This window comes from Microbacterium allomyrinae, from assembly GCF_020682705.1.
GTDB classification, from domain to species: Bacteria; Actinomycetota; Actinomycetes; order Actinomycetales; family Microbacteriaceae; genus Microbacterium; species Microbacterium allomyrinae.
Genome location: NZ_JAGTTN010000007.1, coordinates 117,036 through 135,484 on the forward strand (window position 1 = coordinate 117,036; position 18,449 = coordinate 135,484).

Annotated in this window: 20 protein-coding genes; 17 read left to right on the plus strand and 3 right to left on the minus strand. The window is 68.7% G+C overall.

The window, feature by feature from the left end:
- The first annotated feature begins 28 nt into the window (after positions 1-28).
- Both KEC57_RS16865 and metE read left to right on the plus strand, forming a co-directional pair.
- Positions 29-988 (plus strand): methylenetetrahydrofolate reductase, encoded by a 960-nt coding sequence (locus tag KEC57_RS16865; RefSeq protein ID WP_229385857.1) that lies wholly within the window; start codon positions 29-31, stop codon positions 986-988.
- Positions 985-3,321: a 5-methyltetrahydropteroyltriglutamate--homocysteine S-methyltransferase gene (gene metE, locus KEC57_RS16870; protein WP_229385858.1), complete on the plus strand. Its 2,337-nt coding sequence runs from the start codon at positions 985-987 to the stop codon at positions 3,319-3,321. The genes KEC57_RS16865 and metE overlap by 4 nt, the downstream gene beginning before the upstream one ends.
- Here the strand turns inward: metE and KEC57_RS16875 are convergent.
- Both KEC57_RS16875 and lexA read right to left on the minus strand, forming a co-directional pair.
- On the minus strand, positions 3,318-4,823 hold the full coding sequence (locus KEC57_RS16875; RefSeq protein WP_229385859.1) for a hypothetical protein: 1,506 nt from the start codon (positions 4,821-4,823) through the stop codon (positions 3,318-3,320). The genes metE and KEC57_RS16875 overlap by 4 nt on opposite strands.
- Before the next feature lie 81 nt (positions 4,824-4,904).
- Positions 4,905-5,600: a transcriptional repressor LexA gene (lexA, locus tag KEC57_RS16880; RefSeq protein ID WP_229385860.1), complete on the minus strand. Its 696-nt coding sequence runs from the start codon at positions 5,598-5,600 to the stop codon at positions 4,905-4,907.
- 261 nt (positions 5,601-5,861) lie between these two features.
- Here lexA and KEC57_RS16885 point away from each other — a divergent pair, with 261 nt between their 5' ends.
- From KEC57_RS16885 to KEC57_RS16915, 7 genes are all read left to right on the plus strand, one after another.
- On the plus strand, positions 5,862-6,257 hold the full coding sequence (locus KEC57_RS16885; protein WP_229385861.1) for a LysM peptidoglycan-binding domain-containing protein: 396 nt from the start codon (positions 5,862-5,864) through the stop codon (positions 6,255-6,257).
- Positions 6,258-6,305: 48 nt separating this feature from the next.
- Positions 6,306-7,400, plus strand: coding sequence for a histidinol-phosphate transaminase (locus KEC57_RS16890; RefSeq protein ID WP_229385862.1), 1,095 nt, complete (start codon positions 6,306-6,308; stop codon positions 7,398-7,400).
- Entirely contained in the window at positions 7,397-8,005 is a 609-nt protein-coding gene (gene hisB / locus KEC57_RS16895; protein WP_229385863.1) for an imidazoleglycerol-phosphate dehydratase HisB, read from the plus strand. The genes KEC57_RS16890 and hisB overlap by 4 nt, the downstream gene beginning before the upstream one ends.
- Positions 7,999-8,667, plus strand: coding sequence for an imidazole glycerol phosphate synthase subunit HisH (hisH, locus tag KEC57_RS16900; RefSeq protein WP_372457088.1), 669 nt, complete (start codon positions 7,999-8,001; stop codon positions 8,665-8,667). The genes hisB and hisH overlap by 7 nt, the downstream gene beginning before the upstream one ends.
- A 54-nt stretch (positions 8,668-8,721) precedes the next feature.
- A complete protein-coding gene (gene priA / locus KEC57_RS16905) occupies positions 8,722-9,468 on the plus strand; it encodes a bifunctional 1-(5-phosphoribosyl)-5-((5-phosphoribosylamino)methylideneamino)imidazole-4-carboxamide isomerase/phosphoribosylanthranilate isomerase PriA (RefSeq protein WP_229385865.1) in 747 nt (248 codons plus the stop codon).
- Positions 9,452-10,237: an SseB family protein gene (locus tag KEC57_RS16910; protein WP_229385866.1), complete on the plus strand. Its 786-nt coding sequence runs from the start codon at positions 9,452-9,454 to the stop codon at positions 10,235-10,237. Before priA ends, KEC57_RS16910 begins: the two co-directional genes overlap by 17 nt.
- Positions 10,238-10,390: 153 nt before the next feature.
- A complete protein-coding gene (locus KEC57_RS16915; protein WP_229385867.1) occupies positions 10,391-11,815 on the plus strand; it encodes a pyridoxal phosphate-dependent decarboxylase family protein in 1,425 nt (474 codons plus the stop codon).
- A gap of 133 nt (positions 11,816-11,948) precedes the next feature.
- Here the strand turns inward: KEC57_RS16915 and KEC57_RS16920 are convergent, their stop codons facing one another.
- On the minus strand, positions 11,949-12,368 hold the full coding sequence (locus KEC57_RS16920) for a DUF1844 domain-containing protein (RefSeq protein ID WP_229385868.1): 420 nt from the start codon (positions 12,366-12,368) through the stop codon (positions 11,949-11,951).
- A gap of 269 nt (positions 12,369-12,637) precedes the next feature.
- On the opposite strand from KEC57_RS16920, the gene infC reads away from it, so the two are divergent.
- The 8 genes from infC (at position 12,638) to KEC57_RS16960 (ending at position 18,410) form a co-directional block, all read left to right on the plus strand.
- Positions 12,638-13,300: a translation initiation factor IF-3 gene (infC, locus tag KEC57_RS16925; RefSeq protein ID WP_229385894.1), complete on the plus strand. Its 663-nt coding sequence runs from the start codon at positions 12,638-12,640 to the stop codon at positions 13,298-13,300.
- Positions 13,301-13,371: 71 nt separating this feature from the next.
- Positions 13,372-13,566, plus strand: a complete 195-nt coding sequence (gene rpmI, locus KEC57_RS16930) for a 50S ribosomal protein L35 (protein ID WP_137846201.1) — start codon at positions 13,372-13,374, stop codon at positions 13,564-13,566.
- Between the two features lie 29 nt (positions 13,567-13,595).
- Complete coding sequence (gene rplT, locus KEC57_RS16935) at positions 13,596-13,979, plus strand: 50S ribosomal protein L20 (RefSeq protein WP_018172233.1); 384 nt, start codon at positions 13,596-13,598, stop codon at positions 13,977-13,979.
- Between the two features lie 144 nt (positions 13,980-14,123).
- On the plus strand, positions 14,124-14,924 hold the full coding sequence (locus KEC57_RS16940) for a TrmH family RNA methyltransferase (protein ID WP_229385869.1): 801 nt from the start codon (positions 14,124-14,126) through the stop codon (positions 14,922-14,924).
- A gap of 88 nt (positions 14,925-15,012) precedes the next feature.
- Positions 15,013-15,810: an amino acid ABC transporter ATP-binding protein gene (locus tag KEC57_RS16945; RefSeq protein WP_229385870.1), complete on the plus strand. Its 798-nt coding sequence runs from the start codon at positions 15,013-15,015 to the stop codon at positions 15,808-15,810.
- 76 nt (positions 15,811-15,886) lie between these two features.
- Positions 15,887-16,750 (plus strand): glutamate ABC transporter substrate-binding protein, encoded by an 864-nt coding sequence (locus KEC57_RS16950; protein ID WP_229385871.1) that lies wholly within the window; start codon positions 15,887-15,889, stop codon positions 16,748-16,750.
- A gap of 77 nt (positions 16,751-16,827) precedes the next feature.
- Positions 16,828-17,475 (plus strand): amino acid ABC transporter permease, encoded by a 648-nt coding sequence (locus KEC57_RS16955; RefSeq protein ID WP_229385872.1) that lies wholly within the window; start codon positions 16,828-16,830, stop codon positions 17,473-17,475.
- The gene (locus KEC57_RS16960) at positions 17,472-18,410 is read left to right on the plus strand and encodes an ABC transporter permease subunit (protein ID WP_229385873.1); all 939 of its coding nucleotides are present in this window, start codon (positions 17,472-17,474) and stop codon (positions 18,408-18,410) included. The genes KEC57_RS16955 and KEC57_RS16960 overlap by 4 nt, the downstream gene beginning before the upstream one ends.
- Positions 18,411-18,449 lie beyond the last annotated feature (39 nt).

The window sequence follows — 18,449 nt, forward strand, 5'->3', positions numbered from 1 at the left end:
TCCGTCCCCCGACCCCGAGAAGCTCGCCATGTCGATCGACCTCAGCGCACCGCCGCTGCCGATCTCGTTCGAGGTGTACCCGCCTCGCTCCGAGGCCGGCGTCGCCGCGCTGCACGAGACCATCCGCCACCTCGCCGAGGTCGCGCCCCGCTTCATCTCCGTCACCTACGGTGCAGGCGGATCGACCGGCGGCCGCTCCCTCGAGCTGCTGAGCCACATCCAGCGCGAGACGCGCGTCGAGCCGCTGGCGCACCTCACGTGCGTCGGGAACACGTGGGCTGGTGCGAATGCGCTGATCCGAGAATTCCTGGACGCCGGGATCACCAGCTTCCTCGCGCTGCGCGGAGACCCGCCGGTCGGCGTCGCCGAGGAGGACGTGTACCTGGGTGATCTCGAAAGCGCCGCGCAGCTCGTGCAGCTGATCGACCGGGTGCAGGCCGAGCGCGCGCCGTACACCGAGGCACTGATTCCGGGCCACCCCGGCGCTGCCCGCGTCGAGAAGCGCTCCAAGGTCGACATCGCCGTCGCGGCGTTCCCGAACGGTCACCCGCGTGCGCTCCACGCGTCATCCGACATCGATGCCCTGCTCGCCAAGCAGGCGGCCGGGGCGACGCTCGCCATCACGCAGCTGTTCTTCCACGCCGACGACTATCTCGGCTTCGTGCAGCGCTCCCGGGCAGCCGGCGTGACGATCCCGATCCTGCCCGGCATCATGCCGATCACGTCGCCGAAGCGGCTTCGTCGCGTGCTCGAGCTCTCGGGCGAGGCATTGCCGGCCGAGCTCGCGATCGCGCTCGAGGTGGAGCCGACGGCCGAGGGGCAGCGCGAGGTCGGCATCGCCCACGCCGCCCAGCTCGCGCGCGCCGTCGTGGACGGCGGCGCACCCGGCATCCATCTGTACGCGTTCAACAACCATGACACGGTGCTCGCGGTCCTCCGCGAGGCCGGAATCCTCGCCCACCCCAGCCAGAAGGAGGCCGCACGATGACCGACCCCCGCCCCGTGTTCCCCAAGGGAACCATCCTCGGATACCCCCGTATCGGACGCCGACGCGAACTCAAGCGCGCCGTCGAGTCCCACTGGGCCGGTGCGCTCGACGCCGCCGGGCTCGAGCGGACGGCCGCGGACCTGCGCCGCGCGACGCGGGAACGCCTCGCCGAGCTCGGTCTCGGCCGTGACGACTCATCGATACCCGAGTCGTTCTCGTTCTACGACCAGGTACTGGATGCCGCAACGACGGTGGGCGCGCTGCCCGAGCGGTTCGCGGGGCTCCGCGGCCCGGATGGAGAGATCGGTCTCGCCGCGTACTTCACCGCCGCACGCGGCGTCGGCGACAACGCCCCGCTCGAGATGACGAAGTGGTTCGACACGAACTACCACTACCTCGTTCCCGAGATCGGCCCCGAGACCGTCTTCTCGCTCTCGAGCGATCGCCTCGTGCGCCAGGTCGCCGAAGCCAAGGCGGACGGCTACACGGTCCGCCCGGTCGTGGTCGGCCCGGTGACGCTCCTCGCGCTGGCGAAGGCGACCGACGCTGCACCCGCCGGATTCGACCCGCTCAGCCGTCTGGATGACCTGCTCCCGGTGTACACGCAGCTGCTCGCCGCTCTGCGTGCAGCCGGCGCCGAATGGGTGCAGCTCGACGAGCCCGCGCTGGTGAGCGAGAGCCTGCCCGCAGCGCCCGCGGTGCTGGCGGATGCCGCCTCCCGGGCCTACGCGCAGCTCGGCGGCTCGGCAGACCGACCGGCGATTCTCGTTGCCGCAGGCTACGCACAACTATCGCCCGAAGCGTGGACGGCGCTCGCCGCCGCCCCCGTCGAGGCGCTCGCCATCGATCTGACGCGCGGCTCGGTTCCGGCAGGCGCCGCCGGGCTCGGCGACAAGACCCTCCTCGGTGGAGTCGTCGACGGACGCAACATCTGGCGCGGCGATCTGGCGGCCGCGTGGGCGTCTCTCCAGAGCCTCCGCGAGCTCGGTGCCGCATCCGTATCGGCCGGGACCTCGACATCGCTGCAGCACGTGCCACACGACGTCGCCGACGAGGCGTCGCTGGACCCGCGCCTCGCGTCGTGGCTCGCATTCGCCGACCAGAAGACCGCGCAGGTCGTCACTCTCGCGCGCGGGCTGGCCGACGGGCGCGACGCGATCGACGCGGAGGTGGCCGAGGCATCCGCCGCGCTTTCGGACCGTCGCGCCGCTCCCGGTGTCTCGGACGGCGCCGTGCGCGCGCGAACCGCGAGCCTGACCGCTGACGACTTCGATCGCGGCGACTATGCGACACGCGTGGCTGCACAGGAGGAGGCGCTCGCGCTGCCGGTGCTGCCGACCACGACGATCGGCTCGTTCCCGCAGACGGGCGACATCCGTCGCGCGCGTGCACGTCACGGCAAGGGCGAGCTCACGACCGAAGAGTACGAGGGCTTCCTCCGCGACGAGATCGCCCGGGTCGTCGCCCTGCAGGAGGACATCGGTCTCGATGTGCTGGTGCACGGCGAAGCCGAGCGCAACGACATGGTGCAGTACTTCGCCGAGAACCTCGATGGCTTCGCGGTGACGCAGAACGGCTGGGTGCAGTCCTACGGATCCCGTGCGACGCGCCCGTCGATCCTGTGGGGAGACGTGTCACGGCCGGCGCCGATCACCGTGGCCTGGTCGTCGTTCGCGCAGTCGCTCACCGACAAGCCGATGAAGGGCATGCTGACGGGACCCGTGACGATCCTGGCCTGGTCGTTCGTCCGCGACGATCAGCCGCTCGCCGAGACGGCCAACCAGGTCGCGCTGGCGCTGCGCGACGAGATCGCCGATCTCGAAGCCGCCGGCATCGGAGTGATCCAGGTCGACGAGCCGGCGCTGCGTGAACTCCTTCCGCTCAAGAAGGACGCCCAGCCCGCCTACCTCGAGTGGTCTGTCGACTCCTTCCGCCTGGCGACCGCGGGTGCCGCGGCGCCCACGCAGGTGCACACGCACCTGTGCTACTCGGAGTTCGACGTGGTCATCGACGCCATCGCGGCTCTCGACGCCGACGTGACCTCGATCGAGGCGGCCCGCAGCCGCGGCGAGGTGATCGGCGACATCCGGACGTCCGGCTTCTCGCACGGCGTGGGACCGGGCGTCTACGACATCCACTCCCCGCGTGTGCCGTCGGTCGGAGAGGTCGCCGACCTGCTCGATCGTGCGGTCGCCGAGCTGCCCCTGCGCCAGGTGTGGGTCAACCCCGACTGCGGTCTCAAGACCCGCGGCTACGACGAGACCGTCGAGTCGCTGCGCAACATCATCGAAGCCACGCGGGCCACCCGTGAGACGGTCGGCGCGGCCGTCTAGGACTTCTTCTTCGGAACAGAGGATGCCGCGGCCGCGTCGGTCGCGGCATCTTCCGTCTCCGTCGTGGTCGCATCGGCCGTCGCGGGCTCGATGATGACGCCGACCAGGACTTCGGACTCCTCCTGCTCGGCCTCCGGCTCAAACTCGACGTCGGGGGCCGATTCATCGGGACGACGCTGCAGGAGCTCGAAGACCCACCACACGATGAGCCAGACGATCAGAACGAGGAACACCTCGCCCGTGCTCAACGGACGCAGCAGCAGTAGCCACAGGACTGCCAGCGCGCCCAGTACGACACGCACGAGCACACGCTGCGCGTACAGCCACGCGCCGAAGCGTCCGGTGTCGATTCCCCGCCCGAGCGCGGCGACGCGCACACCCGAGTTGACCGAGGCCACTCCGCGGCGCGTGGCCTGCGCGCCGCGCCAGCGGCCGGCCATCCAGGCGATGACGGCGATCACGATGCCGATGAGCGTGAGCACGACCGAGGTATCGCGCATCGCCCCGGTCACCTGCTCGTAGATCGCACCGAGCGCCCCGGCGGATACGCCCAGGTTGGGCGCGCTCAGCGCGAGTACGGAGCCGGCGATCGCGAGTGCGATCGCGAGAACACCGCCGCCGATCGCGATGCCGACTCCTGTGCCGAGTACCGCGGTCGAGCGGCGCCGGGCGATCAGGATGGCCGCGAGGAACAGCACGAGTGCGATGATCGGCGTCCACCAGCCGACGGCGACGGCGAGGTTGTACACGGTGCCGACGATCGCCAGGGCGTCGCTCTGTGCGACGACGATGGTCTTCTCGATCACCGGGATCGACGAGGCGAATCCGATGCCACGGTCCACGAGGCGCTTCTTGACCTCCTCGATGATCGGGCCGAGCTGGATGCCCAGCTCGCCGCCCTCGCCGATGACCACGGCTCCGTTCGCGGTGCCGCCGGCGGCGACGGCGGCGAGGGACCGGTGACTGGCGCGCAACGCGGTCTCCCAGACGTCGGCGAACGCGTCGGACTGCACGAGTCTGGTGACGGTGGTGTCCACGAGACCCTGCAGGCCCTGCACCGCAGGCACACGGAGGAGGTCGATCGCGGCCAGAGCGCGCGGCGGGAGATCCAGCTGCTGCAGTCCGTCGAACAGGTCGTTGGTGATGCCGTCGAGATCGAGCGAGTCCTGGATCGCAACCGTGACCTGATCGGCGACCATCGCCTGCACGGCTGGGTCATCGGCGAGAGGTGCGAACGTCTCGACGAACCGCGTCTCGTCGACCAGCTCGACGCGAGCCCACGCCGACACGATCGAGACGGGTACGAGGATCGTGGCGATCACGATGCACAGTGCGGACAGGAACGCACGCCAGCGCGAGCCGAGCGCGCGGTCCGACCGAGGGGGCTCGTCTACCTGCTGCGGCTGAACCTCCGCGCGCAGACGAGCGTTCTCGGCCTCCAACGCATCGAGGCGTGCGCGGAGGTCGTTCGTGTCGGTCGCTGCGGACGCGTCGGAGGTCATTCCCCCCTTATAGCGCTTCTCGGCGACCGATCGCTACTCGAATGCGTCGCACCGCGGCATCCGCTTCAGCCTGCGCGGATCTCAGATCGCCCGGAGGACTGCCACCACCTTGCCGAGCACGACGGCGTCGTCGCCCAGGATCGGCTCGAATGCGGAGTTGCGCGGGAGCAGCCAGGTGTGCCCGTCGCGCTGGCGGAACGTCTTGACGGTGGCCTCTTCGTCGAGCATCGCGGCCACGATGTCGCCGTTGTCGGCAGTAGCCTGCGAGCGGACGACGACCCAGTCGCCATCGCAGATCGCGGCATCGATCATCGACTCGCCCGAGACCTTGAGCATGAAGAGGTCGCCCTTGCCGACGAGCTGGCGGGGGAGCGGGAAGATCTCCTCGACCTGCTGCTCGGCGGTGATGGGAACGCCGGCGGCGATCCGCCCGACGAGCGGCACGAGCGCGGCGTCGCCCACGGGCGGCGCGGCGTCGGCGGGGCTCTCGGTCGCGGTGCCGGGCAGGTCGATCAGCACCTCCATTGCACGGGTCTTGCCCGCATCGCGCCGGAGGTAGCCGCTGAGCTCGAGCTGGTTCAGCTGATGAGTCACGCTCGACAGTGACTTGAGCCCGACAGCGTCTCCGATCTCGCGCATGCTCGGCGGATAGCCGTGGCGCGCGATCGATCGCTGGATGACCTCGAGGATCGCGAGTTGTTTGTCGCTCAGACTTTTGCGTCGCCTCGTCTGCGGTTTGTCGGTCAGAGGCTTGTCGCGCCCGATCGCGTCGCTCATGTCGGCTCCCGTCTCGCGCCCTGCCTGGAACGCAGTTTCTTCGAATGTCGGAGGCCCATGGTGGGGTTCTCGTATCGAAACCGTATCCGGATTCGGCGGCGGAAGGGAACAACCTTGCCGCGTGTCGCGTTCGAGAGAATCTCACCGGATCGACCCCTTGACAGTCGCAAGCTTCGAAGATAACTTCGGAATAGAGATTCGCATCCCCCTCTCCCGGCCGAGAGGCGGATGCGAATCTCTCCCCACCCAGGAGGAGCAGCCATGACCGCGATCGGCATCTCGACGCCCGTACTCCCGTCGCCGGCTCGTGCGACCAGAGCCGCCGCGCAGCGTGCGACCCGACTCCGCCTCACCGTCCGCGGGCGCCGGGTTCTGGTGTTCCTCGCTGCGCTGCCCGCGATCCTCGCGCTGAGCATCGCGATCTTCAGCGGGGGCAATGCGCTCGCGTCGCGCACTGACGGAGCGCCCGCCGATTCGTTCGTCACCGTGACGGTGTCGTCGGGCGAGACGCTCTGGTCGATCGCCGAAGAAGTGGCACCGCAGAGCGATCCGCGCGACGTGGTGGACGCGATGGTGCGACTCAACGCCCTCGACGGCGCGACGGTGTGGGTCGGACAGAGCCTGGCGATTCCGGCGGAGTACAGCACCACCCGATGAGCGACCCGGGCGTCACCCGAGGGGAGCGGATCGAGCGGCGCCTCTACCATGGGACGAGTGAATGCCCGTCTCGAAGACCTTCCCCTCCGCGCCGATCTCCGCGGACAGCAGCCCTACGGCGCACCGCAGGCACCCCTGCCTGTCGCCTTGAACGTCAACGAGAACACGCATCCGGTCCCGCAGGAAGTCGCTGACGACATCCTGGACTCCATCGCCTTGGCATTGCGCGACGTCAACCGGTATCCCGATCGGGAGTTCACCGCGCTGCGCGAAGGATTCGCGTCGTACCTCGGACACGGTCTCACCCGTGAGCAGCTCTGGGCAGCCAATGGGTCGAACGAGGTTCTCCAGCACATCCTGCAGGCCTTCGCCGGCCCCGGGCGCACGGCACTGGGGTTCGGTCCCACCTATTCGATGTACCCACTTCTCACGCGCGGTACCGGCGCGGAGTGGGTCGCCGGCAGTCGCGCCGCCGACTACTCGATCGATGCCCAGGACGCGGCTTCTCAGATCGCGGATGCCGCGCCCGACGTCGTGTTCCTCTGCTCGCCGAACAACCCGACCGGAACCCCGCTCGGCCTCGACGTGGTCGAGGCGGCATATGAGGCGACCGACGGCATCGTGATCGTCGACGAGGCGTACTTCGAGTTCGCGCCGCACGACGAACGCTCAGCGCTCACCCTTCTGCCCGGCCGAGAGCGACTGGTCGTCTCGCGCACCATGAGCAAGGCGTTCGCCTTCGCCGGCGCGCGGGTGGGCTACCTCGCGGCGGATCCGGTTCTGATCGATGCGCTTCGGCTCGTGAGGCTGCCGTACCACTTGAGCGCCCTCACGCAGGCGGCTGCCAGCGCGGCACTCCGCCACGCGCCGACGATGCTGGGCATGGTCGACGAGATCGTCGCTCAGCGGGATCGCATCTCGGCGACGGTCGAGGCGCTCGGGTACACGCCGCACGCGTCGTGGACGAACTTCGTGCTGTTCGGCGGGGTGGACGATCCTGCAGCCATCTGGCAGGGGTTGTACGACCAGGGAGTCCTCATCCGCGACGTGGGGATCCCGCACCACCTGAGGGTCACCGCCGGCACCGCGGACGAGACGACGGCGTTCCTCGATGCTCTCGCCTCGGTAGGATCGGCGGCATGAGCGCAGCACCCCGCACCGCGTCGCTGCGACGCGCGACGAGCGAGTCCACGGTCGAACTGGACCTCGACCTCGACGGCACCGGACGCAGCCGCATCGACACGACGGTGCCCTTCTTCGATCACATGCTGACCGCGTTCGCGAAGCACTCGCTGACCGACCTGACGGTGCGTGCCTCGGGCGACACCGACATCGATGCGCACCACACCGTCGAAGACATCTCGATCGTGCTCGGGCAGGCGATCCGCGAGGCTCTCGGAGACAAGGCGGGCATCTCCCGCTACGGCGACGCCCTCGTCCCGCTCGACGAAGCGCTTGCACAGGCCGTCGTCGACATCAGCGGCCGGCCGTACCTCGTGCACACCGGGGAACCCGCCGGATTCGAGCACCACCTGATCGGCGGTCACTTCACCGGTTCCCTCGTGCGTCACTCGTTCGAGGCGATCTCGTACAACGCGGCGCTCACCGTGCACCTGCGAGTGCTGTCGGGCCGCGATCCGCACCACATCGCCGAGGCGGAGTACAAGGCGTTCGCCCGCGCGTTCCGTCAGGCGAAAGCGCTGGACCCCCTGGTCGAAGGCATTCCGAGCACCAAGGGTGCATTGTGACCGAGAGCCGCGGAGGCTCCCGGCCGCTCGTCGCAGTGCTCGACTACGGTTCGGGCAATGTCCACTCCGCCGTCAAGGCCCTCGACGCGGCCGGCGCAGATGCGCGCCTGACGTCGGATCGGGGTCTCGTCCTCGAGGCGGACGGCCTGGTCGTGCCGGGCGTGGGGGCGTACCGGGCCGTCGCCGAGGCGCTGCGTGCCAGCCACGGGGACGAGCTCATCGACCGACGCCTGGCCGGCGGGCGCCCGGTGCTGGGCATCTGCGTGGGCATGCAGGTGTTCTTCGAACGCGGCGTGGAGCGCGGCGTCGACACCGAGGGCCTGGGGGCGTGGCCCGGCGTCGTCACCGAGCTCGAGGCGCCCGTGCTCCCGCACATGGGCTGGAACACGGTAGACGCGGGTGAAGGGTCGCGGCTTTTCCGCGGAATCCAGGACGAACGCTTCTACTTCGTCCACTCGTTCGGCGCTCAGAAATGGCTTCTCGATGTTCAGCCGCCCTTCCCGCAGCCGGTGCTCACGTGGTGCACCTATGGCGAGCCATTCCTCGCGGCGGTCGAGAACGGGCCGCTCTCGGCGACGCAATTCCACCCCGAGAAATCCGGCGATGCGGGCATCCGTCTCCTCGCCAATTGGATCGACGGCCTCGGCACGGCTAACCTCTGAGTTCGTGCCTACTGCGGGAGCGTGTGCTCCCGTGACCTTCCCGCACGAGGAGCCATGAACGATTTCGCGTCAACGCCCAAGCTCATTCTTCTGCCCGCTGTCGATGTCGCCGACGGCAAGGCAGTACGCCTGACCCAAGGAGAGGCCGGCACCGAGACCAGCTACGGCGATCCCGTCGACGCCGCACTCGACTTCGCGCGCCAGGGCGCCGAGTGGATCCACCTCGTGGACCTTGACGCGGCTTTCGGCCGGGGGAGCAATGCCGGAGTCCTGCGAAAGGTGATCAAGCAGGTCAAGGGCGTCCAGGTGGAGCTGTCGGGCGGCATCCGCGACGACCGCACCCTCGAGGCAGCTCTCGAGAGCGGTGCCGCGCGCATCAACCTCGGCACCGCGGCGCTGGAGAACCCCGAATGGGCCGCCGATGTCATCGGACGCTACGGTGACGTCATCGCCGTCGGCCTGGACGTGCGCGGAACGACGCTCGCCGCACGAGGGTGGACCCGCGAGGGCGGCGATCTGTGGACCGTGCTCGATCGCCTCGAATCGGCCGGCTGCAGCCGCTACGTCGTCACCGATGTGACCAAGGACGGCACCCTCCAGGGCCCGAACCTCGATCTGCTCGCCGAACTGACGTCGCGTACCCCCAAGCCCATCGTCGCCTCGGGCGGCGTCTCGAACCTCGACGACATCGCGGCGCTGCGCGATCTCGTGCCGCTGGGCGTCGAGGGAGCGATCGTGGGCAAGGCGCTCTACGCGGGCGCCTTCACGCTCGCCGAGGCGCTGGATGTCGCAGGACAGTAGCCCGCACGCCGACGGCGATCCCGCGGCCGACTCCGCCGGGGTGCCGTGGGAAGGTCGCGGATTCCACGAGAATCCGCACTCGGGAGACGACGGAAATGCCGATCCCGCGCTGCTCGCGGCGCTCACGGCGTTCCGTGAAGGCGACGGCGACCAGCAGTCGGTGATCGATGCGTATCGCTCGGCACGATTGCTGATCCCGCTCGTCGCCGAGAAGGGCGACCACGGCATCGGCGCACACGGCCTGCCTGTCGACAAGACGCAGGAGCTCTCCATCGTGACCGTGGCGGCGCCGGACGGTCGCCGAGTCCTCCCGGTCTTCTCCTCGGTCGAGGCGATGCAGCGGTGGGATGCCTCGGCCCGGCCGGTCCCGGCCGACGGCGTCCGCACCGCCCTTGCCGCGACAGCCGACGACACCGACCTGATCGTTCTCGATCCGGGTTCCTCGACCGAGTTCGTGATCCGCCGCCCCGCGGTGTGGGCGATCGGGCAGGGGCTGCCCTGGGAGCCGAGCTTCACCTCGCCCGAGGTCGTCGCCGGCCTTCATTCGAGCATCGGCGGAGAGCTCGCCGTGCTCGATCTCGCGGTCGAGGCCGGGGATCCCGACGCTCGGCTGCGCGGACCCGAGCTGGTCGTTCGCCTGCATCTCATCCACGGGCTCGAGCAGGAAGAGCTGAACGCGGTCCTGTCGCGTCTCGCGGCCCGGTGGGCCGCCGACGACCGCATCGCCGTTCTCGTCGACTCGCTCACCGTGAAGCTCGTCCGCGCCTGAGAGTGCTCTTTCACCGCGACGATTCCTTCGTATCTGTCGCGTGGGTGAGCCTTCTTCAGAGTGTGGGTGCACGTTCGCCCGCACCGCGCCGCACGCGGGTCCCTTGCGACGAGCGCGGCGGCGGCGGATGATCGGCTCCGCGGAGGTGGCCCGATGGATGAATGGACGACGCCCGGCGAGACGGTGCGCGACGCAACCCGGGACGGTGAGTATCGGCAGGCTCTGGATGCCGCGTACAGGCACGCGCTGCACTGGCTCGACTCCGTCGCGGAGCGGCCGGTTCGGCCCGAAATCGACGTCGACGGTGTACTCGCCGGCCTGCGGCAGGACCTTCCCGACGAGGGGGACGACGCGGCATCCGTGGTGGAGGAACTGGCCGCGGAATCCGCTCCCGGCCTGATGGCGATCGGCTCGCCGCGCTTCTACGGCTTCGTGATGGGCGGAACCTACCCCGCAGCCCTCGCTGCGGACTGGCTGGTTTCGGCGTGGGATCAGAACACCGGCTCGCGCCAGCCCACTCCCGCGACTGCGGCAGTCGAGGAGGTCGCAGCGAGATGGCTCCTCGATGTCCTCGGCCTGCCCCCGCAGAGCGGCGTCGGCTTCGTCACCGGCGCGACCAGCGCGAGCTTGTCCTGCCTCATCGTGGCGCGCGACGCGATGCTGCGAGCCCACGGCGCGGATCCCCTCGCCGGGATGCAGCGCGGTCCGCAGCTGCGCTTCCTCGCGGGCGACGCCGTTCACACGTCGGTCGTCCTCGCCGGGCGCCTCGCAGGGCTGGGCGCGCCCATCACGGTGGGGGCGGACTTCGAGGGGCGCATCGACGTCGATGGCCTGGCCCGCGCGCTGGCCGAAGGCGACGGCCCCGCGATCGTGGCGCTGCAGGCCGGTGATGTGCACTCCGGCGCGTTCGACGACTTCGCCGCGGCGATCGAGGTCGCCCGTGCGGCCGGGGCATGGGTGCATGTCGACGGCGCCTTCGGACTGTGGGCGAGCGCCAGCCCACGGTTGCGGCATCTCGTGCGGGGAATGTCGGATGCCGATTCCTGGGCGACCGACGCCCACAAGACGCTCAACGTGCCCTACGACTGCGGTGTCGCGATCGTCCGCGACGAGGCCGCGATGACGGCCTCCCTCGGCGCTCACGCGGCGTATCTGCCCGCCGTGGCGAACATCTCGGACCCGTACGACCGGGTGCCCGAGCTCTCGCGCCGGGCGCGGGGCGTGCCGGTGTGGGCCGCGCTGCGCGCGTTGGGGCGTCAGGGCGTCATCGGCCTGGTGGACGGGCTGGCGGATGCCGCGACCGGTCTCGCCCAGGGGTTCCGGGCTGTCCCGGGGCTCGAGGTGCTCAACGACGTGGTGTTCACGCAGGTGTGCCTGGCGACCCGGAGCGACTCCGACACGGCGGCCTTGGGGGAGTGGTTGCGCGCGGAGGGGACCGTGTGGGCGTCTTCGTCGACGTGGCGCGGGCGCGCCGTGGTCCGCTTCGCGGTGAGCAACCACGGAACCGACGCCGAGGCGGTCCGGCGCACGGTGGATGCCGTGGCCCGGGGTGCTGCGACCCTCGGCATCGCCGGCTGAGCCGCCGAACCCGCGGCCGCACGTCACACCGTCGGATCAGCCGGGGCCTGTCCCGAAATCCGCCGCGAGGAGGCTTCGTCTCCCGCGAGATCGGGACACGAAGGTGAAGAAGTGGGACAACGGTGACCGTAAGTCAGGTGACGGGGCCGGTCCACTTCTCGCCGGGACCCTTGCCGATCGGATCGGGGATGACCGAGGCCTCGCGGAATGCGAGCTGCACCGAGCGCAGTCCGTCGCGCAGCGACCGGGCGTGCATGTCGCTGATCTCGGGAGCGCCCGCGGTGATGAGGCCGGCGAGCGCATTGATGATCTTGCGGGCCTCGTCGAGGTCGGTCTGATTGGCGGGGTCATCGGCGAGACCCACCTTCACGGCGGCGGCGCTCAGCAGGTGGACCGCGGCGGTGGTGATCACCTCGACCGCCGGCACGTCGGCGATGTCGCGGGAGGCGGCGGCGGCAGCGCGCTCCTGCTCTTCCCACCGGGCGTGACGGTCGGCATCCCGCCCGTCCGTCGACCCCGTCGTCTGCCCGTCCTGGTCTCGAATCGTGTCCACGCCATTCTCTCTGATAGACTGTTGCGGTCTCCGGTGCGTTCTGTACCGGATCGAAAGAGGATCACATCCCACCCGCGCTTGCCGTTCCAGGCTACCGGGTCACGCACTCCGCCCCGACCGTTCTGCGGCCGGGGTAGCAGCGATGAGAATCGTGCGGAATCCGGGTGCAGAGTCGGCGCTCGAAGCGTCCTGACGGGTGGAGTGACCCCCCTCTTTCGCCCGCGACGCACCCGTGTCGCGGTGGTCACCACCGCACGAAGGAGTTCCGCATCAGCGATCCCCGCACCAACGACCGCATCCGCGTCCCCGAGGTCCGCCTCGTCGGACCCGCGGGTGAACAGGTCGGCGTCGTCCGCATCGAGGTGGCGCTGCGCCTGGCACAAGAGGCCGACCTCGATCTCGTCGAGGTGGCCCCGAACTCGAAGCCCCCCGTGGTCAAGATCATGGACTACGGCAAGTTCAAGTACGAGGCTGCGCAGAAGGCCAAGGAAGCGCGTCGCAATCAGGCGAACACCGTCCTCAAGGAGGTTCGGTTCCGTCTGAAGATCGAGGCCCACGACTACATAACCAAGCTCAAGCGCGCCGAGGGCTTCCTGCAGGCGGGCGACAAGGTCAAGGCCATGATCCTGTTCCGCGGCCGCGAGCAGTCGCGCCCCGAGCAGGGCGTACGTCTTCTCCGCAAGTTCGCGGAGGACGTCGCCGAGTTCGGCACCGTCGAGTCGAACCCGACGATCGACGGCCGCAACATGGTGATGGTGGTCGCCCCGCACAAGAACAAGTCCGAGGTGAAGACCGAGCAGAACGCTCAGCGCGCCGCGAACAAGGAGGCAGCCCGCTCCGCTCGTACCGGCACCGCCGGTGACGAAGACGAGCAGCCCGCTCCCGAGGCGGCAACGCCCGCCTCAGCGTCCGAACCGGCACCCGCCGAGTAGGACCCCCAGACTCCCGCTTCGGCGGGACCCGACTCCCGCCCCGGCGGGAAGTGAAACGAAGGAATGAAGAGATGCCGAAGCAGAAGACCCACTCGGGTGCCAAGAAGCGTTTCAAGGTCACCGGTAGCGGCAAGCTGATGAAGCAGCAGGCCGGTATGCGCCACAACCTCGAGGGCAAGTCGTCGCGCCGCACCCGTCGCCTCAACCAGGAGCAGGTCCTGGCCCCGGGCGATGCCAAGCAGGCCAAGAAGCTCCTCGGTCTCTGAGCACCGACGCACGATAGGAAACAGAAGAAATGGCTAGAGTCAAGCGGGCGGTAAACGCCCACAAGAAGCGTCGCGTCATCCTGGAGCGCGCCTCCGGTTACCGGGGTCAGCGTTCGCGCCTGTACCGCAAGGCGAAGGAGCAGGTCACCCACTCGCTCGTCTACGCGTACCGTGACCGTCGCAAGCGCAAGGGCGACTTCCGCCGTCTCTGGATCCAGCGCATCAACGCCGCTGCACGCCAGAACGGCATCACGTACAACCGTTTCATCCAGGGCCTCGGCCTCGCGGGTGTGCAGGTCGACCGTCGCATGCTCGCAGAGCTCGCGGTCAACGAGCCCAAGACGTTCGCGTCGCTCGTCGAGACCGCCAAGAAGGCGCTGCCCGAGAACGTCAACGCTCCGAAGAGCGCCTGACGGCACTCGTCCGCCGATCGAGTGACGCGCTAATCGCGCGTCCGAGATCATGTGCTCGTCCGAAGGGGCGTCCTCCACGCGGAGGGCGCCCCTTCGCATGCCGTCATGCGGGGCAACGGCCACCGCGGACCCTAGACTTGTGCCGTGCTCGAGAACCCCCGCTCACCGCGTGTTCGCGCCGTTGCGAAGCTGACCAAGCGCAGCGCCCGCCAAGAGACGGGGCTGTTCCTGCTGGAGGGTCCTCAGGCGGCACGCGAGGCCCTCGCGTATCGCCCCGACACCCTCGTCGAGATCTTCGCGACTCCGACGGCGATGGAGCGGCATCCCGATATCCGGGAGGCCTCCCGCGAGGCCGGACTCGACATCGAGTTCACGACCGAAGCAGTGCTCGACGCGATGGCCGACACGGTGACGCCTCAGGGCATCGTCGCGGTGGCCCGGCAGTCGCCGACCTCGCTGCGCGATGTTTTCGCCGCCTCGCCGCGCCTCGTCGCGATCTGCGAAGAGGTGCGGGACCCCGGCAATCTGGGCACCATCATCCGGGCAGCCGATGCCGCGGGTGCCGACGCCGTCGTCCTCACGGGGCGCACCGTCGACCCGTACAACCCGAAGGTCGTGCGGGCCACGACGGGATCGCTCTTCCACCTTCCGGTGGCCGTGGGTGTGGATCTGGCCACGGCGGTCGAGAGGGCCCACGCGGCAGGCGTGCGCGTGGTCGCCGCCGATGTCGGGGGAGGAGACTTCCTCACCTCGCGCGGGATCCTCGCCGAGCCGACGGCATGGCTGTTCGGCAACGAGGCGCGCGGGCTCGATGAGGACGCTCTCGCGCTGGCGGATCTGTCCCTGCGCCTGCCGATCTACGGTGCAGCCGAGTCGCTCAACCTGGCGACGGCCGCGAGCGTCTGCCTGTACGAAACCGCCTTCGCTCAGCGCGCGGCCGACTGAGCGGCGGGCGTTCCGTCCCTGTTACGGATCGGTAAAGGCTCGCGTCGCCCTCTGGCCGAGTGTCGAACCGCGCCCCTAGGGTGAGGGCATGGCGACACCTGATGCACCGGCGCCTGCGCCCCGCACCTCGAACATCTCGGTGCGACGGGGCGAGCCGCTCGTCGTCGTCGATCACGTCGACAAGCATTTCGGCGACCTCCACGTGCTGCGAGACATCAACACCGTGGTCAACCGCGGCGAGGTGGTGGTCGTCATCGGGCCCTCCGGATCGGGCAAGTCGACGTTGTGTCGCGCGATCAACCGTCTCGAGACGATCGACTCCGGCACCATCACGATCGACGACAAGAAGCTTCCGGAGGAAGGCAAGGCGCTCGCGCATCTGCGCGCCGACGTAGGCATGGTCTTCCAATCCTTCAACCTGTTCGCCCACAAGACCGTGCTCGAGAACGTCACGCTCGGCCCGATCAAGGTGCGCGGCATGAAGAAGAAGGCTGCGGACGAGAAGGCGATGCAGCTTCTCGACCGCGTCGGCGTGGCGAACCAGGCCGGCAAGATGCCGGCACAGCTGTCTGGCGGCCAGCAGCAGCGGGTCGCGATCGCGCGCTCGCTCGCAATGGACCCGAAGCTCATCCTGATGGATGAGCCGACGAGCGCGCTCGATCCCGAGATGATCAATGAGGTGCTCGACGTGATGATCGGGCTCGCCGCCGACGGCATGACGATGATCGTGGTGACGCACGAGATGGGTTTCGCGCGCAAGGCTGCGGACCGCGTGCTGTTCATGGCGGACGGAGCGATCGTCGAAGAAGCGACGCCCGAGCAGTTCTTCACGAATCCGCAGAGCGACAGGGCGAAGGACTTCTTGTCGAAGATTCTCGAGCACTGAAGCAGTCCCCGCCGCCCCAGCGGCCGGGATCCGACAGGATCGCCACGAGCGGTCCGCCACAGCAAAGGATGAAGACATGAAGCGAATGCGACTTCCGTTGATCGCGCTGGCTGCCGCCGGCGCGCTTGCGCTGTCGGCGTGCGCCTCCGGCGCGGGCACGACCGACGAGACGACCGCTCCCGAGCCGGAGCCCACCTTCGAGGCGGGAACCACGATGGCGGCACTCGCCGAGGCCGGCACCATCACGATCGGCACCAAGTTCGACCAGCCGCTGTTCGGCCTCAACGGTCCGAACGGACCGGAGGGCTTCGACGTCGAGATCGGCAAGATCATCGCGTCCGAGCTCGGCATCGCCGAGGACGACATCGTCTGGACGGAGGCCGTTTCGGCCAACCGCGAGCCGTTCATCCAGAACGGCGAGGTCGACATCGTCATCGCGACCTACACGATCAACGACAAGCGCAAGGAAGTCGTCTCGTTCGCCGGGCCGTACTACATGGCTGGTCAGTCGATCCTGGTGCTCGCCGACAACGATGACATCGCAGACGAGGATGACCTCGTCGGGCAGCCTGTCTGCTCCGTGACGGGATCGACCCCCGCGGCCAACCTCGAGGCGCTCGGTGCCGAGGTCGTGCTGACAGACACCTACTCGAACTGCCTGGAGCCGCTGCGTAACGGCTCCGTCGTCGCTGTCTCGACCGACAACGTCATTCTCGCCGGTCTCGCCGCGCAGAACGAGGGCGAGTTCAAGGTCGTCGGGGAGCCGTTCACCGATGAGCCGTACGGCATCGGCCTGGCGCTTGATGACACCGATTTCCGCATGTGGATCAACGATGTGCTGGAGGAGGCCGCGGCCGACGGTCGCTACGAGGACGCCTGGAACGCGACGGCCGGCACCGTCCTGCCGTTCATCGAGGCGCCGGCGGTCGACCGCTACTGATTGATCGGATGTCTCGGGCCGGCGCGTGACGTCGGCCCGAGGCACTCCCATACCGAGCCACCACGAGAGGAGGTCCGATGGAACAGCTGTTCACACTCATGCCGGAGTTCTGGCAGGGCTTCCAGGTGACGCTTCTGCTGCTCGTCGTGTCGGGCGTCTGCGCCCTGATCCTGGGCACCCTGATCGCGGCCATGCGCATTTCCCCGGTGGCCTCGCTGCGTGGGTTCGCCGCCTTCTGGGTGGAGATCGCACGAAACACCCCGCTGACGTTGGTGTTCATCTTCACGGCTTTCGTGCTTCCCATGCTCGGCGTCCGGGCGCCGTACCTGATCCTCGCGTTCGTCGCGCTCACCTACTACACCTCGCCCTTCATCGCCGAGGCGCTTCGCTCGGGCATCAACGGCGTGCCGATCGGGCAGGCCGAGGCAGCCCGCAGTATCGGGCTCGGATTCGGGCAGACCGTGTCTCTGGTCGTTCTGCCGCAGGCGTTCCGCATGACGATTCCCCCGCTGATCAACGTCTTCATCGCGCTGACGAAGAACACCTCCGTCGCCGGCGGATTCTTCGTCGTAGAGCTGTTCGCGACGACCCGCCAACTCGCCAATGACAACGGCAACATCGTGCTGCAGATCCTCTTCACGGCGGCGGCCCTTTACCTCGTGATCACGGTCCCGCTCGGGTTCTTCGCCGGTCAGCTCGAGAAGCGCTGGGTGGTGCGGCGATGACCGGTACGAACGTCCTCTTCGATGCACCCGGTCCGCGCGCACGGCGGATCTCGCTGATCGCGTCGATCGTCGCCCTGCTGCTCATCCTGGCGGGAGCGTTCTGGGTCTTCACGCTGCTCGCCGCTCCTCGCGAGTCCGGCGGCATCACTCTGCCGGGCATGTTCGACGGCACTCGGTGGAACATCTTCGCCGACCCGCAGGTGTGGGTCTTCATCAGTGAAGGCATCGTCGCGACGTTGCAGGCCGCAGCGGTCGCCGGTGTCGGTGCCATCATCCTCGGCATCGGGCTCTCGCTGATGCGCAGCTCGACGATCGTCTGGGTGCGCATTCCCACCGCGTGGATCATCGAGTTCCTGCGGGGGATGCCGGTGCTGCTGATGATGCTGTTCATCCTCCTGATCGCCTCGACCGGCGCGTTCTGGGCCGTCGTGGTCGCGCTGATCCTCTACAACGGCACGTTGATCGGCGAGATACTCCGCGCCGGGCTCGTCGCGCTACCGCGCGGGCAGCGAGAAGCGGCGCTGAGCGTGGGTATGCGCGAGTTCCAGTCGAAGATGCTCGTCGAGTTTCCGCAGGCGTTCCGCCAGATGCTGCCGATCATCATCGCGCAGCTCGTCGTCCTGCTCAAGGACACGTCGCTGGGCTACATCGTCGGGTACAACGAGATCATCCGTACCAACATCAACAACCTCGGAAGCTATTACGGAAATCGGTATCTCTTCTCGCTTTTCGTCGTGACACTGGCCATCTATCTGGCGATCAACCTGACCCTCTCGTGGTTCGCTCGATGGTTGTCGCGCCGGACGGCGAGCGGCGGCGGTGGCCGCGGCCGCAAGGCCAAGGGTCCGCTCCAGCCGCTCGATCCGAGTCAGGCGATCCTGGTGGCCGAGGCGAATGCCGCGGCACGGCAGTCCGAGAGCCGCACGCCTGGATAGATCCTCCGGCGGGCGTGGGTTCGCTCCCTCGCTAGACTC

Excerpts from the sequence above, each read along its gene's own strand:
- KEC57_RS16885 (WP_229385861.1), top strand. The coding sequence starts at position 5,862 with ATGACCGCGATCGGCATCTCGACGCCCGTACTCCCGTCGCCGGCTCGT.
- lexA (WP_229385860.1), bottom strand. The coding sequence starts at position 5,600 with ATGAGCGACGCGATCGGGCGCGACAAGCCTCTGACCGACAAACCGCAG.
- KEC57_RS16915 (WP_229385867.1), top strand. The coding sequence starts at position 10,391 with ATGGATGAATGGACGACGCCCGGCGAGACGGTGCGCGACGCAACCCGG.
- KEC57_RS16960 (WP_229385873.1), top strand. The coding sequence starts at position 17,472 with ATGACCGGTACGAACGTCCTCTTCGATGCACCCGGTCCGCGCGCACGG.
- rplT (WP_018172233.1), top strand. The coding sequence starts at position 13,596 with ATGGCTAGAGTCAAGCGGGCGGTAAACGCCCACAAGAAGCGTCGCGTC.
- KEC57_RS16945 (WP_229385870.1), top strand. The coding sequence starts at position 15,013 with ATGGCGACACCTGATGCACCGGCGCCTGCGCCCCGCACCTCGAACATC.
- KEC57_RS16865 (WP_229385857.1), top strand. The coding sequence starts at position 29 with ATGTCGATCGACCTCAGCGCACCGCCGCTGCCGATCTCGTTCGAGGTG.
- KEC57_RS16955 (WP_229385872.1), top strand. The coding sequence starts at position 16,828 with ATGGAACAGCTGTTCACACTCATGCCGGAGTTCTGGCAGGGCTTCCAG.
- priA (WP_229385865.1), top strand. The coding sequence starts at position 8,722 with ATGAACGATTTCGCGTCAACGCCCAAGCTCATTCTTCTGCCCGCTGTC.
- KEC57_RS16875 (WP_229385859.1), bottom strand. The coding sequence starts at position 4,823 with ATGACCTCCGACGCGTCCGCAGCGACCGACACGAACGACCTCCGCGCA.
- metE (WP_229385858.1), top strand. The coding sequence starts at position 985 with ATGACCGACCCCCGCCCCGTGTTCCCCAAGGGAACCATCCTCGGATAC.
- KEC57_RS16890 (WP_229385862.1), top strand. The coding sequence starts at position 6,306 with ATGGGACGAGTGAATGCCCGTCTCGAAGACCTTCCCCTCCGCGCCGAT.
- KEC57_RS16910 (WP_229385866.1), top strand. The coding sequence starts at position 9,452 with ATGTCGCAGGACAGTAGCCCGCACGCCGACGGCGATCCCGCGGCCGAC.
- rpmI (WP_137846201.1), top strand. The coding sequence starts at position 13,372 with ATGCCGAAGCAGAAGACCCACTCGGGTGCCAAGAAGCGTTTCAAGGTC.
- hisB (WP_229385863.1), top strand. The coding sequence starts at position 7,397 with ATGAGCGCAGCACCCCGCACCGCGTCGCTGCGACGCGCGACGAGCGAG.
- KEC57_RS16950 (WP_229385871.1), top strand. The coding sequence starts at position 15,887 with ATGAAGCGAATGCGACTTCCGTTGATCGCGCTGGCTGCCGCCGGCGCG.